This is a genomic window from Rothia sp. HMSC068F09 (genome assembly GCF_001812775.1).
In the GTDB taxonomy this organism is placed as follows: domain Bacteria; phylum Actinomycetota; class Actinomycetes; order Actinomycetales; family Micrococcaceae; genus Rothia; species Rothia mucilaginosa_A.
Genome location: NZ_KV810419.1, coordinates 31,367 through 47,156, shown reverse-complemented (window position 1 = coordinate 47,156; position 15,790 = coordinate 31,367). Strand labels below are relative to the sequence as shown.

The following is a 15,790-nucleotide window of genomic DNA, read 5'->3' as shown; positions in this document are numbered from 1 at the left end:
CGCGGCGACCACAGCTCGCCGCACCCAGACAAACACCCTGACAAACACCCTGACAAACGACCCCGGCAAAATATCCAGGGCAAACAACACAAGGCAAACAACAGGGCGGGTGCTCCCCCACTGGGAGAGCACCCGCCCGTCGTCAGTTATTCAGCTGATGCTAACCGGTCACCTTACGGTGCGACAGCCACAGCCACCTGAGCGGTGCGAACCACTCGGTCGTTCACGCGGTAGCCGTAACGCAGAACCATGGAGATGTGGTCCTCGGCCACCTCGTCGGTGGGCTGCTGGAGCACTGCCTCGTGGATGTTCGGGTCGAAGGCGTCGCCTACCTCGCCGAAGCGCTCCACGCCCTGCTTGCCGAGCAGCTCTTCGAGCTTGGTGGCAATGGAGGCGAAGGGTCCTTCCTTCAGGTCGCCGTGCTTACGTGCGGCGTCGATGTCATCGAGCACCGGCAGCAGCGCGGTCACCAGCTCACTGGTTACGAAGCCTCGCAGCTGCTCCTTTTCGCGAGCGGTGCGGTTCTTGAAGTTAGTGAACTCGGCCTGCAGGCGAAGCAGGGAGTCCAGGCGCTCAGCGGCGAGGGCGGCATCGGCGGATTCAGCCGCGATGTCTTCCTGCAGCTCAGCCTCGACAGCCTCCGCGGCATCCTCGGCGGTTTCAGCCGATTCAGCCTCGGGGTGGCCTTCCGCTGCGGGGGCGTTGAACGCCTCCTCCAGCGGGTCGGGGGTGGTGTTTTCCTGCTCAGCCATGATTACTTCTTCTCGTCTTCGTCGATAACCTCGGCGTCGACAACGTCCTCGTCAGCGGCGGGCTTGGACTCGGAAGCGTCAGCCTGTGCTGCCGCGTAGAGTGCCTCGCCCAGCTTGGACTGGGAAGCCTGCAGCTTCTCGAATGCGGACTTCACAGCTGCGTCGTCGTCGCCCTCGAGTGCCTTCTTCAGCTCGTCGACATCAGCCTGCACGGAGGTCTTGACGTCCTCGGGCAGCTTCTCGCCGTTCTCCTTCAGGAGCTTCTCGACGGAGTATGCAGCGGACTCAGCTGCGTTGCGGGTGTCAGCAGCCTCGCGGCGTGCCTTGTCCTGCTCAGCGTGTGCCTCTGCGTCCTTGACCATGCGGTCGATGTCGTCCTTGGAGAGGGAGGTACCGCCGGTGATGGTCATGGACTGCTCAGCGCCGGTGCCCTTGTCCTTTGCGGAGACGTGGACGATGCCGTTTGCGTCGATGTCGAAGGTGACCTCAATCTGGGGCACGCCACGGGGTGCGGGGGCGATGCCGGTCAGCTCGAAGGTACCCAGGTTCTTGTTGTCGCGAGTGAACTCACGCTCACCCTGGAAGACCTGAATGGTCACGGAGGGCTGGTTGTCCTCTGCGGTGGTGAAGGTCTCGGAACGCTTGGTCGGGATTGCAGTGTTACGCTCGATCAGCTTGGTCATCACGCCGCCCTTGGTCTCGATACCGAGGGAGAGGGGGGTGACGTCGATCAGCAGAACGTCCTTACGGTCGCCCTTCAGCACGCCTGCCTGCAGTGCTGCACCCATTGCCACGACCTCGTCGGGGTTCACGCCCTTGTTGGGCTCGCGGCCGGTGAGCTCCTTGACGAGCTCAGCGACAGCGGGCATACGGGTGGAGCCACCAACCAGGATGACCTCGGAAATCTCGGAGATGGACACGCCAGCTTCCTTGATTACGTCGAGCACGGGCTTCTTGGTGCGCTCGAGCAGGTCGCGGGTCAGTTCCTCGAACTTTGCGCGGGTCAGCTTCTCATCCAGGTGGATGGGGCCCTCGGGGGTCACGGACAGGTACTGCAGGGAGATGTTGGTGCTAGAAGCGCTGGACAGCTCCTTCTTAGCCTGCTCAGCTGCCTCCTGCAGACGCTGCAGAGCAATCTTGTCCTTGGACAGGTCAGCGCCGGTGTTTGCCTTCACCTGTGCGAGCAGCCACTCGACGACGCGGTGATCCCAGTCGTCACCACCGAGGCGGTTGTCACCGCTGGTTGCGCGAACCTGAATGGTGGAGAAGCCGTCGTCATCCTTACCAACTTCCAGCAGGGAGACGTCGAAGGTACCGCCACCGAGGTCGAAGACCAGGATGAGCTCGTCTTCCTTACCCTTGTCCAGGCCGTATGCGAGTGCTGCGGCGGTGGGCTCGTTGACGATACGCAGGACGTTCAGGCCTGCAATCTCGCCGGCTTCCTTGGTTGCCTGACGCTCAGCGTCGTTGAAGTAGGCGGGAACGGTGATGACGGCGTCGGTGACCTTGTCGTTCAGGAATGCCTCTGCGTCACCCTTCAGCTTCATGAGGATACGAGCGGAGATTTCCTGCGGGGTGTACTTCTTGCCGTCGATCTCGGTGGTCCAGTCGGTGCCCATGTGGCGCTTGACGGAGGAGATGGTGCGGTCGACGTTGGTCACTGCCTGACGCTTTGCAACGTTACCGACCAGCACCTCGCCGTCCTTGGAGAATGCGACGACGGAGGGGGTGGTGCGGGTGCCCTCTGCGTTAGCGATGACGACGGGCTCGCCACCTTCCAGTGCTGCAACGACCGAGTTGGTGGTACCGAGGTCAATACCTACTGCACGTGCCATATATTTATTCACTCCTTAGGTGTTAGTGCCCCGCTTCTTCTAATGCGAGGCGGGATAGTTTGAAAGTTTTGGAGGCGAGGGTGCTGCGCTGACCGCTCCGTGTGGAGTGGTCTGCGCGGCTTCCTTGAGCCTCATGTACTCAAGTATGCACCCTTCTGGCAGGGGTGTCAATAGGGTTGAGTGAACTTTACTCAACTTTTTTTCGCGAAGTTGTATGAGGGGTGGGTTTTTCGGGGTTCCGGAGGGGTGTTTTGCGGGTGATTTCGGGGCGGCGGCGAGGCAAGGGTGGGCGGTTTTGCCGCGGAATTCCGCGGTTTTTGGTCTGGGTACGGGCGCGGCGCGGCGATTCAGCGCACGGCGGACACCGTAGGGCTAATCTGGCGAAAAATTTTTAAAAGAGGGGGGAAAATCCGAAAAATTGGGGTGCAGGAGGTACCGGGAGGTGACATGAGGGCACCTTATATAGGGTGTGCGGGGCGGTTCTTGGGTCTGGGGACTCAGCCTCTAGCGGCGTTGCTAGAGGTGCACCCGTCCGGGTATCTCAACTACAGACACCCACCATGAGATCTCAGAGATTTACCCCTCTTATATAGGGAGTTATATATGGGGGGCCGCATGCAAGCTCCATTGCTCACTCTATGGAGGCATCTCCGCTTGTCCGACACACAATCCCCTAACCTTCACCTATGGATTGAGGCCACCCGTCTACCGTATGCTGGTTACGACCATATCCTCTCAAAGTAGACAGGACCCTCCCATGCCATCAAAAGGCAAACCAGAAACACACAACGATTCCGCGCATGCATCCATCAACACAGAAGCATCTACTAAACAATCAGATAGCCCCGCTTCTGATGGGACAAAGGCAGCTTCCAATAAAGGAAAATCCACCCAAAAAACAATAGATTTTAGCAAACCATTTGCAGACAATCCAGAACGCAACAAAAAAATAAGCATTGCCGCAAGAATAATATTTATATCAATCGTATACATTTTATGTACTGAAATTCATGCCTCTATTATCCATCTCGAGGAAGTTCAAAAATTAATAAAAGCCCCAGAGAATACACCTAATGAAATATTAGAGACTATTAACGACATTAGGAACACTTTTTCCCTCCTGGGTCTATTCCTAATTATACTGATAATCGCCTTTGCATCTTGCTTCGCCAAGATGATTATGGATTTTCTAGATAAGTATCCACAGCGAGTCTTTGTAGCCATTGTATCTTTAGGTGGAATTCTTGCATTCTCCATACCTCAATATCTGTATTCATTTAAATTTATTGGTGAAACTAAAGATATAACTACTTCACTTTTGACTGTCACCGGCGGAATTTTGGCGGTCTTCACGCTCCTGAAAACGCATCAAAAAAATGAAATTGATGAAGAGAAATTTGAGCACGAAAAGATCATACACAATGAACATAAAAAAGATAGAGAAGAAGAGGTTAGAGCACAGAAACGTCAGTTTAATAAAACAATTAAACAAGAATCATATAAATTCTATAAAGAGCGCATCCGCCAAATTCATGCTGAACGTCGCAGTCGTTACACTAAAGCCATCGAGCAACTAGCTGATGAGAAAGCAGTTACTCGATTAGGTGGCATCTACACACTTGTAGGACTTGTCGACGAATGGCTTGCAGATGAGGACGTCAAAGATCTTAAAACTCGCATCAAAGAAGGCCAGATTATTATCAATAACCTCTGCTCCTACATTCGTTCCCCATTTATTTTTGCCGAAAATCGAGAGATCATCGAGAAAGCAGCCACCCTCCAAGTTTATTCCGGGAATCTAAATGAGGACAAGGCTAAACTTCGTGAAGAGCAAGAAATTCGACAGACAATTTTTAGGGAAATAAGCGTTCGACTTGCAAATTTGACAGATGATTCTTCAACTGACAAGTTTTGGAGTAAATTTAATTACAATTTTAGCAAATCTAATATTTTCTACAACCTAAATGAATTAACTTTCTGCAATCCGAACTTCTCTAATACTGAGTTCAATGGACCTGCCAATTTTACTGGAAGCAGATTCCTAGGGAAAGCAATATTTAAAAATACTATATTCAATTCAGAGGCATATATGTCTGACAGTAAATCAGCGAAGACCATCTTCGAGGGGGACGCAGATTTTACCGGTAGTATTTTCAAAGGCAATGCAACGTTTAAAAACGCAACATTTAATTCATCAGCATATTTTTCTGATATTGATTTAGCAAAGACAACTTTTAAATCCGAAGTTGACTTTACTGGCGCAACCTTCATTGGAGATGCGACATTCAGAAATACAACATTTACCTTAGCTGCAACCCTTTCTAGCGAATACTCCAGCAGAACAAATTTTAAAGCGGGAAGCGATTTCTCTCTTTCCACATTCTCTCATAATGCAAATTTCTCAAATGTAAACTTCTATCAATATTCTAATTTTGAACTAACATCTTTTAGGGGATCGGCAAAATTTGTAAAGACCAATTTTTATGGACCAGCACAATTCAGCATCTGGGGAGGTCCTCAATATTCACAGGAATACTCATTCTCAGGAGATGCTAATTTTACCGATGCCTATTTCAAAGAAGGAGCAAGCTTCACCGAAAGATACTTTGAAAAAAATGCAGTGTTTCGCAATGCTATTTTTGAGGGACCTGCACATTTTGCCGAGGGTAAAATCACTAATAGTGGGATATTTACAAATACAACATTCAAAGACTCGTCTCGATTTATTCTCTATAACTTTGGAATTTATGCAGATTTTAAAGACGCTAAATTTTCGACTAATAAGACACACGAGTTTGACCGCGCTCAAAATATCAATCTCGGCTCTGTTCCTATAGGTATAGCATGGCCTCAAAATCCGATACCCGCAGGTTCCTGCTATGGGTTTTCCTGTTCTTGGGCTAGCAAAACAAAACGTTTTATCGTTACAAGTGGTCCTGCTAAGTAGGGAATTTTATATAGAGTATAGAGACGAAATGATACCCCGCCTGCGTATCTCACACAGGCGGGGCTTCTTCTTTTGCCCAGCGCGAGCGCGCAGGGGTGGGGGTTCTCTTCTATGCTGGATATAAGCCAGCACCGGCGCAGGAAGGGCACACCACCATGAACCTAGCAGCACTCTTCACAAAGCTACGGCAACGCAAAAACACCCCGGAACGCATCCAACAGAGACAGGCCAAACGGCGCAAACGCTACACGCACGCCCTCGAACAATTCCTCAACGGGCAACCCGCCGTGCGTCTGAGAGGGGTGTACACGCTCGCAAAACTCGCGGACAGATGGCTCACCGACACTTCCCTCCCCGAACAGGTGCGCCTCGAAGAAGCCCAGACCATTATCGACGCGCTGACCGGGTGCATCCGCACGCCCTACCCCCTCGCACAGAACCGGCAGATCCTAGAATCAGACGAGGCACCCGAAGGGTACGAAAGCGACTTTACGCGCGATCAGGAGGCACTACGCGAAGAGCAGCTAGTGCGGCGCGCAGTCTTCATGGAGTTCAGTCGCCGCCTCGCCGCCGCCGAAAGCAGCAAGGCAGGCAACGAGGAAAGCCAGCGCACGGTGCCGCCAATATCGCCCATGTGGGCTGATCTGCGCTTCGACTTTGGCGGCGCACCCATCTTCTACCCGCTACAGCAGCTACACTTTCAGAACGCCGACTTCGCCTCCGCAACCTTCTACGGCCCGGCGGATTTTTCCGGCGCAACCTTCCACGGTGACACCAGCTTTTCCGCAGCACAGTTCACCGCTGACGCATCCTTCCACGGCGCGAACTTCAACGACTGGGTGGGGTTCAGCGCCGCACACTTCGCGGGCGCAGCAGAGTTCAGCGGGGCACGCTTTGCGGACGCGGCAAGCTTCGCAACCGTAACCTTCACCGGCGGAGCTGACTTCTCAGACGCGGTCTTCTCGGCTGCGGCTGACTTCGCGGTATCCGCCTTCGAGGCCGACGCCGACTTCTCACGCTTGAACGCCGCGGGCATAGCCAGCTTCACGGCGATCACCTTCGGCGGAGAGGCAATATTCACCGCCTCCACGTTCCACGATGAAGCACACTTCGCCGCGTCGGTCTTCAACCGCCCCGCGGTATTCTCCGATTCGCTTTTCGGCGGGGCCGCGCGCTTTGCCGGTATAGCCACCAAGCAGTCCGCGATGTTCCTCGACACGAGCTTTGCGGGCGCGGTGGACTTTAGCGGGGCGTCCTTCACGCACCTCGCAGATTTTAGTGGGGCTCAGTTCGACGGCGACGCCACGTTTAGCCAGGCGTCGTTTATTGAGCTGCCGAGGACGAGCTATGATAGGGAACTCCCGCAGTACGCGGACTTCGGTCACGCGGCATTCGCGCAGGATGCCGACTTTAGTCAGACAACGTTCACGGCGTGTGTTGGCTTTGGTGGGGTGACGTTTGCACGGGCGGTGAGCTTCAACGGGGCGAACTTTGAGGGAGCCTACTTCGAGGGTGCGACGTTCGGTCAGCGGGCAGATTTCAGGCAGACTAGCTTCATGTTTGTTAAGCCGTCCTTTGAGGCTTTGGAGAGGCGACTGCCGAGGGCCAGGTTCTCGGCGCAGGCGGATCCGCAGGATTACCTGTTCGAGGCACGCCCGGAGAGCAGGCACGGCTTCAGCTGCGGCACAGCAACGCTTCTTAATAGAACGTTCGTTCTCCCTCTCGGCACTGTGCTGTACGACCCGGATTCCTGGGACGAAGAGAAGCAGGACTACACCCGCTTCAGTGAGCCCGCGCAGTAAAACCTAGCTCTCCCCCACCGGCGGGGAAGCTCCTACACACGCACGGACCCCGCCCGCACATCCAGCGCTGGCGGGGTTCTTGCTTTTGACCAGCAACCACCCAAGCCCAGCAACTTTTACACTATGCTGAGTATGACCCGCCCCTTTCAACGATGACAGGAGAACCACATGCATCTCGCACCCAGCACCGCGTGGGCTTGGCTGATAGCTTGCGCAGTCGTCATTCTGCTTTTCCCGCTCGCCGCGCAGTTCGGCAACCTCAAGGGGAAGCTGTCGAGCTTCCGCACCTGGGTTTGGGCTATCGCTCTCTTGGGCATTGTCACGGCGGGTTTTATACCTTTCACCTTTGACACTGACATCGTTATTTTTGAGGTTCAGCCGTTCATCTTCTTCATCACCGGTACCCTGCTAGGTGTTCTCTTTCTTGGGGAGTTCCACCGCATGAACACCCAGAAAAAGCTGAAACACCCCCAGCGGGTGCACGCCGAGCGCCGTACCCGTTACAGCAAGGCAGTTGAGCAGCTGGCGTATCCGAATCCGGCAGTCCGTGCGAGCGCCCTCAGCATGCTTGCGGGTCTGGTGGATGAGTGGCTCGCTGACGAGCAGCTCAGCGTTGAGGCACGGCAGAAGGAGGGGCAGGTCGTCGTCAATGCCCTCTGCGCTTATGTTCGTTCGCCGTTCGCGCGGGCGTTCAAGGCAGAAGCTTTTGAATCCGATACGCCGCCTGCTAACTACGCGGGTGATTTCGCTACGGATCTGGCGGCTTTCCGTGGTGAGCAGGATGTTCGCCGCAGCGTCTTCGTTGAGATGAGTAAGCGCAGCAGCACCCTTGCCGAAAACGAGAAGGGCGAGGTGACTGTTGTCCCCGGCGCGTGGAGCGGCTTTGAGTTCGATTTCAGCCGGGCGGTCGTCTTCTACCCTCTCGACGGTCTGACGATTGAGAACGCCGATTTCTCTGCGGCGAAGTTCTGCAACGGCTCGGATTTCAGCGGGGCAACTTTTGTGGGAACCGTGGATTTCAGCCGCGCAACCTTCGGAGAGATTGCGGGGTTCGGTGACGCTACCTTTGCTGGCGACGCAAATTTCAGCCACACAACCTTCACTCAGAACGCTGACTTTGGCGGAGCATCCTTCATGCAGAGCGCGCATTTCGACGGGGTGAAATTCACTCAGGATACGAACTTCAGTGGGGCGGCCTTCATCCAGAATGCAAGTTTTGGCGGAGCAAATTTTGCTCAGAACGCAGACTTCAGCTGGGCTGTGTTCGCTCAAAACGCGCACTTCATCGGGACCGTTTTCGGTCAGATTGCAGACTTTGGCGGAGCGACTTTTACCCAAGATGCCCGCTTCAGTGAGACGGCTTTCGTGCAGGTCGCACGCTTCAAATGGGCGACTTTCACGCAAACCGCAGACTTTAGTGAGGCGGCTTTTGACCAAGGTGCAGATTTCAGCGAGGCTACCTTTGAGGCTGATGCTGAGTTCTATGGCGCATCCTTTATAGGTGTTGCAGATTTCTGCGATGTGTCTTTCGTGAAGAGCCCGCCGCTCTTCGCGGCGAAGAATGTTGAGTCGGGTGAGGTGTACCGGGCTCGGTTCGCTGCGCTGTCTGCCGCTTCAGAATCCGCTAAGCAGGAGGCGCATAACTTCGCGGTGTACGAGGGCAGCCAGCCTATTCCGCTGGGTACAGCCGGACTAAACGGCGTGGGCTACCGTATCCCGGTCGGGGCGGTGCTCTTCGATCCGGCGTCCTGGGATGAACAGCAGAAGGAATACACGCGCCTGAGTGAGCCCGCGCAGTAATATTCAGAGGCCCCGCCACATTGAACGTGTGGTGGGGCCTTTGTATGTAGCCGATAGAAGCGCAGGTCAGACAATTTTGCACTAAACTAAAAGATGACCATTCCTATCAGAGAAGACAGGAGAAACACCAGTGACACCAGAACCAAGTCCATCCCCTACTCTCACTATCCCGAGTGCTGGGCCCATCACATGGGACGCAATCGCTCAATGGGTATCCATAATATTACTTGCTATCGGCACACTTGTATTTATCATTTTTGTTACCAAGAAAATTTTTCCATGGAATAAGAAACGAGAAGTTAAGCCGTTTTATCTTTGGCTTGCCGCCATCGCAGTCTTTGGTGGATTAATAAGTTTTTTCCTACCCATTGCTATTAACTCTGGTTTCAATAAAGATGATGATGGCTCGCGACTTCGCCAAGCACTCCTCTACACCACTGGTGGTCTTCTTGGTGTAATTACATTGGGTGAAACCCATCGTAAGAACAATCAAGAGAAAGAGAAGAACGACCAAGACCATGCCCGCCAAGTGCATGCAGAGCGTCGTGCTCGCTACACTAAAGCTATTGAGCAACTCGCGGATCAGAAAGCACCAGTTCGCCTAGGCGGTATTTATACACTCTTTGGATTAGCAGATGAGTGGCTTACAGATAATTTAATTAAAAAATCAACCCGCACGGAAGAAACGCAAATAATTATCAATAATCTCTGTGCATATATTCGTGGACCACTACCAAAAAAGGATGAGAAAAATATTCTTAAATGCTACCCCTTAGAAACACTGGGGCAATTCCAAAAAAGTAAGGAAGCCAACCTTCCAGACCACCTTAAGGAAGAAGTAGAGATTCGAAAAACAATCATAAAGGAGATCAAAGAAAGAATAAGCCCTGACATTTACCAGCTAAAGAATGACTGGTCAAACTTTCACTTTAATTTTTCCAATTCAGTATTTTTTTACGAAGTCGACTTCTTCGGGTGCACCTTTAAAAATAGTGTCAATTTCTCAAATTCACTTTTTGCAACAGAAGCTAATTTTATCGACACAGCATTCCATAATTCAACAGATTTTTCCAAGACAAAATTTAGGGCTAGCGCATACTTTTTGCATGCATCCCATAGAGGCTTCGGTCAATTCAATTTCCAAGAAGCTCAATTTCAATCAGTCAGTTTCCAAGGGGTTGAATTTGAAGGGGTTAGCAGTTTTTTTGAAGCAAAATTTAATATGCTTGCAAATTTTGAAGACTCAATATTTCACACCCCTTCATATTTTTCCTATGCCAAATTTAACACCAACGCCCATTTTTTAGGAGCCATTTTCTGCAATAAGGTCAGTTTTACCCAGGCAACATTTGGGGAAAATGAAGATTTTAAACCATTAGCACGCTGCACTAATTTTACAAATGCGACTTTTATAGATGAAGCAGACTTTTCTGGGGCAAAATTTTATGCAACCACCGATTTCTCTTCAGCCTCCTTTTATGCATTTGATCCAAATTTTAAAGGCGCTTCCTTTCTTGGGTCTATAAAGATTCCACATACGACTACATTACTCCACGTTCAACATGTATTTCCGGAAAGGCATTCCACCCCTTTCTACATTACAACTGAACGCCATTTATCGCCTTACGGAGATTTATACTATATCCCAGACGGAGCCGAACTTCTTATAACAGACCTCCAGAAGAAGAATAAAAAGCAACCCAAAAAGCAACCCAAAAAGCAACCCAAAAAACAACAAGCACATAACTTCGCAGTACATGAAGATAGCCAACCCATTCATTGGGGAGAGGCTGAGCTGGACGGTGTAAAATACCGCATCCCTGTGGGAACGGTACTCTTCGACCCCAGTTCGGGAGAAACCAGTAAGCCAGCAAAGCCATTAGATAAATCTAATGACGGAGAAGAGGACAAATCCGAATAGTACTCACCCCTAAAAGACCCCGCCGGCCTTCGTCGGCGGGGCCTTTTTGCGCCCGGGTCCGGTATCGACAGCCCCGGCGGCGAGCGCCTCCGCTCGTCGTCGAACTGCCAAAAGAACCGCCCCAAGCCACCGCCGCGCCCAACCACCCGCTACCCCACCGATACACTAGAACCATGTACCGAATCATGACTGTCTGCACCGGCAACATCTGCCGCTCCCCCGTCGGCGAATACCTCATCCGCCAGCACGCCCAAGAAGCCGGCGTGCCCGTCACCGTCACCTCCAGCGGCATCAGCAACGAAGAAGAAGGCAACCGCATCGACCCGCGCGCCGCCGCGCAGCTCACCACCCGCGGTATCGACCCGTCCGCGCACCGCGCCAGCGTCTTCACCGTCGAGGACTTCGACCGCAACGACCTCATCCTCGCCATGGACGCACCCCACTACCTGCGCCTCAAAGCCCTAGCCCGCAACGAGGCCGACAAAGCCAAGATCCGCATGATGCGCAGCTTCGACCCGAAGGTCACCACCACCCACCTGGACCAGCTCGGCATCTACGACCCCTGGTACGGTAGCGAACGCGACTTCGTGTACACCACCGGCCTCATTGACGCCGCCGCACGCGGCCTCATCAACCACCTCAAGCAGGAAGGCGACGCGCAGTGAGTCAGCGTATTCCCCTGAACCAGAACCGCCGCGTCACCGGCACCACCGAAATCCTGGAGCTCTGCAAAGACATGCTGCGCCTGGAGCACGGCATCGGCAACGACTTCGACATGGACACCGCCGAATTCACCGAATTCCGTGCCCAGTTCCTCGCCGACTTCGCGCAGATCCCGCTGATCATCGGCATTGACGGCCGCAGCGGCACCGGCAAAACCAGCCTCGCCGCGCAGCTTGAGCAGGAGCTCACCGCCGCAGGGCACAGCGTGCACGTGCTGCACCTGGACGACTTCTACCCCGGCTGGGACGGCCTCTTCGACGGCGTGGAGGCGTGGGACGCGCTATCCGTGCAGCTGACCGAAGGTATTGCCGGGACCTACACCCCGTGGGATTGGGAGGCGGGCGCCCCCGGTGAGGTGCGTACCGTCGACCCGGCGGCTACGCAGGTCATTATCTGTGAGGGTGTCGGCGCGATTGCGGGCGCCTGCGAGGTGCGTATTCTCGCCACCGCCCCGGACGAGGTGCGCCGCGAGCGCGCCATGGCTCGTGACGGTGACACGTTCCGCCCGCACTGGGAACGCTGGGCGGCGCAGGAGGAGGCGCTGCTCGCCGAAATCCCGGAGGACTACGCGACCGTGGACTTCATCTACGACAGCGCGGCGCAGTAACAGCCGCCTACAAGACAGTAGGGCCCAATGCTTCGTGCATCTCGAAGCATTGGGTCCTACGGCTATTCAGAGGCAGTTTTACTGAGGCCCTGTTTTATTCAGGCATGGGAGCCGGGCTAGCGGATTCCATGCGGTCTTTATCCCAGTAGGTTGAGGTATTGCTCGGCGCGTGCGTGGAGGCAGTGCCGTCCTTTTCGTTACCCGGGTTGTTGCTAGAAAGCACAGCAAGGATTACGAGCAAGACGCAAGCTATGAGCAGCAGGATACATAGCAAATATTTGTAATAGTGGTTGCGCATCTGAGGTTGTCCCTCCGGTCGTATCGCGTGATATGACCAACGTAAGTTATGCCGTTGGGCCTAGCAATGCTTCTCAAGAATATTTCTCAAATATTTCTACATGGGCTGGAGGCTGAGCGGCAGGCTAAAACAAACCGTGAAAGGGGCGGTGTTATCTCTCCAACGGAGCGTGGATAACACCGCCCTTTTGCTCCAGTATGCGTAGGGTGTAGCCACGTTTTCCGGAAGCGCCCTCATGGTGTCGTACAGACGCTCTCCGCAGCGAAGCAAGGAGAGGCGGAGCATCTGTGCGACGGGTGCCCCTGCGTAGGCGCGGAGGAAATATGTGGCGTACCCTCCCCTAACCCCTGTAGGAGCGAGGGCGGGCGCCGCCTGCCAAGCCAACCAGCAAGCCAAGCACGAAGGAGCCAAACGGAGTGCCCCTCCCGGCTCAAAAAAAGTCAAACGTTTAACTTACGAAGCCGCGTCCAATTCTGCTACCGTGGACAAGTTGTGCCTCCAGCCTGCGCAAATTCATCCCCGGATCCGGCACCGCCGCATCCACCCTTAGAGCCACAGGCGCCGTTGCACGCGCATCACACAGAAAGAAAAAACTAAGACATATGTCTTCGAAGTCGGTTAAGACCTCCTTCGGGCTATCGCCCCTTTTCATTGTTGTTCTGGCGTTGCTGACCGCTATTGCGCCGCTCGCTACGGACATGTACCTTGCCGCGCTGCCCGCCGTCGCGGAGAACCTGAACACGACCAGCACGAACGCGTCCCTAACCCTGAGTGCGTTCATGGTGGGTATGGCACTCGGTCAGCTGGTTGTGGGCCCGCTGTCGGATAAGACGGGCCGCCGCAAGCCGCTGCTGTTCGGTGTGGTGGTCTGCTTCATTGCGACCGTGGCGTGTGGTTTTGCGCCGAATATTGAGCTGCTGATTTTTGCGCGTTTCATGATGGGCTTCACCGGTTCGATTGGTGCGGTGCTGGCTCGTTCTATCGTGACTGATACGACTCAGGGCTTGGCGACCGCTAAGCTCATGGGCGTCATGATGATGATTAACGGCTTCGCGCCGGTGCTCGCGCCGCTGTTTGGTGGTTGGGTGCTGTCGTGGGGTAACTGGCGCGATATTTTCCATGTGCTCGGCGTGGTCACCGCAATTATGATGCTCGGCGTGGTCTTCGTGGTGAAGGAGACCCTGCCGGTTGAGGAACGCTACCAGGGCACCGCCCTGAGCGTGTACTCGGAGCTGCCGAAGGTGTTCACGGTGCGCCGCTACATGGGTTTCATGCTGACCATGTGCTTCGCGTTTGGTGCGCTGTTCTCGTACATTTCTGGTTCGACGTTCGTGTTGCAGAAGATTCTGGGTCTCTCCGAAACCCAGTTCACGATTGTGTTCGGCGTGAACTCGCTGGGCATTGTGCTGTTCAGTGCGATTGCAACCAAGCTGGTTGGACGCGTGGCGCAGCGCCGCATCGTGAACACCGGTGTGGTGAGCCTGCTCGTGGTGTCCGTGCTGCTGACCATCAGCTTCTTGGTGGGTATTTCGCTGGTGCCGACGCTGATTCTGCTGTTCCTGCTGACCAGCTCGTGCGGCCTGATTTTCGGTAATGCTTCGGCGTTGGCGTTGAACGAGGCACGCCACATGGCGGGTAGTGCATCGGCGGTAATGGGCACGGTTCAGGCTCTGCTGGGTGCGTTGGCGGCGCCGCTGGTGTCGTTTGCCGGTGAGCATGAGTACCTGCCGATGGGCTTCTCCAATCTGGGTTTCGCGGTCCTGACGGCGCTGGTGCTGTGGACTACGCCGCGTAAGGATTCGGACTACTCGGCTGACGGCGAGAGCCACGGCGCTGGTGAAGGTCAGGGCGCGCCGGCGGGCCACTAGCCTGTTGTTGATTTTTGTATAGCTAAAGCCCCGGATGGGCGACCTGCTAAGGGTTGCGCATCCGGGGCTTTGCTGTGTTTGTTGTAGTAGTTAGGGAGGAGCTTGTACTCTTCCTTCGCTCCTACAGGGGAGGCGCGGAGGAGATATGCGGCAGTCCCTTTTCTGATGCGTTTAGCTCTGCTGCGCTAGGTAGCTCAACAGCGTGGCGGTCAGCTCCGGGTCATGCGCCAGCGCCGTACCGTTCAGGTGGGTCACCGGCGCAATCAGACGCACCGACGACGCCAACCACACGCCGTCCGACTCAAACAAATCCTGCGGGTAGAGAGGGCCAAAACCCAGCTCCCAGCCTGCCTGGCGCGCCGCCTCGAACACCGCGCCCTGCGTGGTACCGGGAAGGATGCCATGGCTCGGCTCGGGCGTGTACAGCACCTTCTTGCCGTCCTCAATCTTGGCGACCAGCACCGAAGAAGTGGCACCCTCCAGCACGCGACGCTCGTCGGTGATGAAGATAGCGTCGTCCGCGCCGCGCTCCTGCACGTATCGCAAAACCGCCATGTTCACCGCGTAGGAGAGGGTCTTCGCGCCCGCCAACAGCCACGGGTAGGCGCTGTTGTCCATCGGCTCGTGACCGCGCGGCAGCAGCATCGCCTTCACGCCCTCGGTGCGGCGCTTCACGATGGAGGCGGGCACCGGCGACGCCATAATCAGCGTGTACGGGCCCGGCTGCATGGAAGTGACCGCCTGGGTGGGGCCGCGCGAAATAATGATCTTCACGATGTGCTCTTCACCCAGCGCCGTTTCGGCACCGGCGGTCGCCTCGCGCATGAGGCGCTCCACCGCCGAACGCAGAATCTCGGGTTCCGGGTCGGGCAAATCCAGCATGCGCGCCGACGATTCGAGGCGGGACAGGTGCATGCCGAGCTTACGTACGCGACGGTTGACGGACAGCATGGTCTCGAAGACGCCGTCGCCGCGGGTGAAGCCCTGATCATCAACGCTGATGAGGGGCACGGACGGGTCAACGAAGATGCCCTGCGGGTTCTGCTCGTTCAGAAGAATAACGGTACTAGACATAGTTTTATTGTACGTTCGCAGCCGAACCGTAGGCAGGAGGCGCCGTACCTTCCTGTTCGGTAGTAGCGGGTGTAGCCGCATTTTCCGGAAGCGCCCTCAGGGTGTCAGCCCGGACGCTCTCCGCAGCGAAGCAAGGAGAGGGCGGAGCGTCCGGGTGACGGGT

10 protein-coding genes are annotated in these 15,790 nt (G+C 55.1%); 7 read left to right on the top strand and 3 right to left on the bottom strand.

Annotation, left to right across the window (positions count from 1 at the left end; all coding sequences use genetic code 11):
• Nucleotides 1–173: 173 nt before the first annotated feature.
• Nucleotides 174–752 carry a nucleotide exchange factor GrpE gene (locus HMPREF2874_RS02445; RefSeq protein ID WP_070648828.1) on the bottom strand — a complete coding sequence of 193 codons (579 nt, stop codon included), beginning with the start codon at nucleotides 750–752 and terminating at the stop codon, nucleotides 174–176.
• A gap of 2 nt (nucleotides 753–754) precedes the next feature.
• Nucleotides 755–2,587: a molecular chaperone DnaK gene (gene dnaK / locus HMPREF2874_RS02440; protein WP_070648827.1), complete on the bottom strand. Its 1,833-nt coding sequence runs from the start codon at nucleotides 2,585–2,587 to the stop codon at nucleotides 755–757.
• A 757-nt stretch (nucleotides 2,588–3,344) separates the two neighbouring features.
• Here dnaK and HMPREF2874_RS08980 point away from each other — a divergent pair.
• The 7 genes from HMPREF2874_RS08980 to HMPREF2874_RS02405 all read left to right on the top strand — a co-directional run bounded on the left by HMPREF2874_RS08980 (nucleotide 3,345) and on the right by HMPREF2874_RS02405 (nucleotide 14,553).
• Nucleotides 3,345–5,534 (top strand): pentapeptide repeat-containing protein, encoded by a 2,190-nt coding sequence (locus tag HMPREF2874_RS08980; protein ID WP_168165150.1) that lies wholly within the window; start codon nucleotides 3,345–3,347, stop codon nucleotides 5,532–5,534.
• A gap of 155 nt (nucleotides 5,535–5,689) precedes the next feature.
• Nucleotides 5,690–7,336, top strand: coding sequence for a pentapeptide repeat-containing protein (locus HMPREF2874_RS02425; protein WP_070648824.1), 1,647 nt, complete (start codon nucleotides 5,690–5,692; stop codon nucleotides 7,334–7,336).
• A gap of 168 nt (nucleotides 7,337–7,504) precedes the next feature.
• Nucleotides 7,505–9,136 carry a pentapeptide repeat-containing protein gene (locus HMPREF2874_RS02420; protein ID WP_070648823.1) on the top strand — a complete coding sequence of 544 codons (1,632 nt, stop codon included), beginning with the start codon at nucleotides 7,505–7,507 and terminating at the stop codon, nucleotides 9,134–9,136.
• Nucleotides 9,137–9,266: 130 nt separating this feature from the next.
• Nucleotides 9,267–11,057, top strand: coding sequence for a pentapeptide repeat-containing protein (locus HMPREF2874_RS09145; protein WP_141754205.1), 1,791 nt, complete (start codon nucleotides 9,267–9,269; stop codon nucleotides 11,055–11,057).
• Between the two features lie 185 nt (nucleotides 11,058–11,242).
• The gene (locus HMPREF2874_RS02415) at nucleotides 11,243–11,722 is read left to right on the top strand and encodes a low molecular weight protein-tyrosine-phosphatase (protein ID WP_239662305.1); all 480 of its coding nucleotides are present in this window, start codon (nucleotides 11,243–11,245) and stop codon (nucleotides 11,720–11,722) included.
• Nucleotides 11,719–12,387, top strand: a complete 669-nt coding sequence (locus HMPREF2874_RS02410; protein WP_070648822.1) for a nucleoside/nucleotide kinase family protein — start codon at nucleotides 11,719–11,721, stop codon at nucleotides 12,385–12,387. The genes HMPREF2874_RS02415 and HMPREF2874_RS02410 overlap by 4 nt, the downstream gene beginning before the upstream one ends.
• A 900-nt stretch (nucleotides 12,388–13,287) precedes the next feature.
• Nucleotides 13,288–14,553 (top strand): multidrug effflux MFS transporter, encoded by a 1,266-nt coding sequence (locus HMPREF2874_RS02405; RefSeq protein WP_070648821.1) that lies wholly within the window; start codon nucleotides 13,288–13,290, stop codon nucleotides 14,551–14,553.
• A gap of 171 nt (nucleotides 14,554–14,724) precedes the next feature.
• Here the strand turns inward: HMPREF2874_RS02405 and HMPREF2874_RS02400 are convergent, their stop codons facing one another.
• On the bottom strand, nucleotides 14,725–15,627 hold the full coding sequence (locus HMPREF2874_RS02400; protein ID WP_070483183.1) for an aminotransferase class IV: 903 nt from the start codon (nucleotides 15,625–15,627) through the stop codon (nucleotides 14,725–14,727).
• Between the last annotated feature and the right edge of the window lie 163 nt (nucleotides 15,628–15,790).

Coding starts and splice junctions, on each gene's coding strand:
- HMPREF2874_RS02445 (WP_070648828.1), bottom strand. CDS start 752: ATGGCTGAGCAGGAAAACACCACCCCCGACCCGCTGGAGGAGGCGTTC.
- HMPREF2874_RS08980 (WP_168165150.1), top strand. CDS start 3,345: ATGCCATCAAAAGGCAAACCAGAAACACACAACGATTCCGCGCATGCA.
- dnaK (WP_070648827.1), bottom strand. CDS start 2,587: ATGGCACGTGCAGTAGGTATTGACCTCGGTACCACCAACTCGGTCGTT.
- HMPREF2874_RS02405 (WP_070648821.1), top strand. CDS start 13,288: ATGTCTTCGAAGTCGGTTAAGACCTCCTTCGGGCTATCGCCCCTTTTC.
- HMPREF2874_RS02400 (WP_070483183.1), bottom strand. CDS start 15,627: ATGTCTAGTACCGTTATTCTTCTGAACGAGCAGAACCCGCAGGGCATC.
- HMPREF2874_RS02425 (WP_070648824.1), top strand. CDS start 5,690: ATGAACCTAGCAGCACTCTTCACAAAGCTACGGCAACGCAAAAACACC.
- HMPREF2874_RS02415 (WP_239662305.1), top strand. CDS start 11,243: ATGACTGTCTGCACCGGCAACATCTGCCGCTCCCCCGTCGGCGAATAC.
- HMPREF2874_RS02420 (WP_070648823.1), top strand. CDS start 7,505: ATGCATCTCGCACCCAGCACCGCGTGGGCTTGGCTGATAGCTTGCGCA.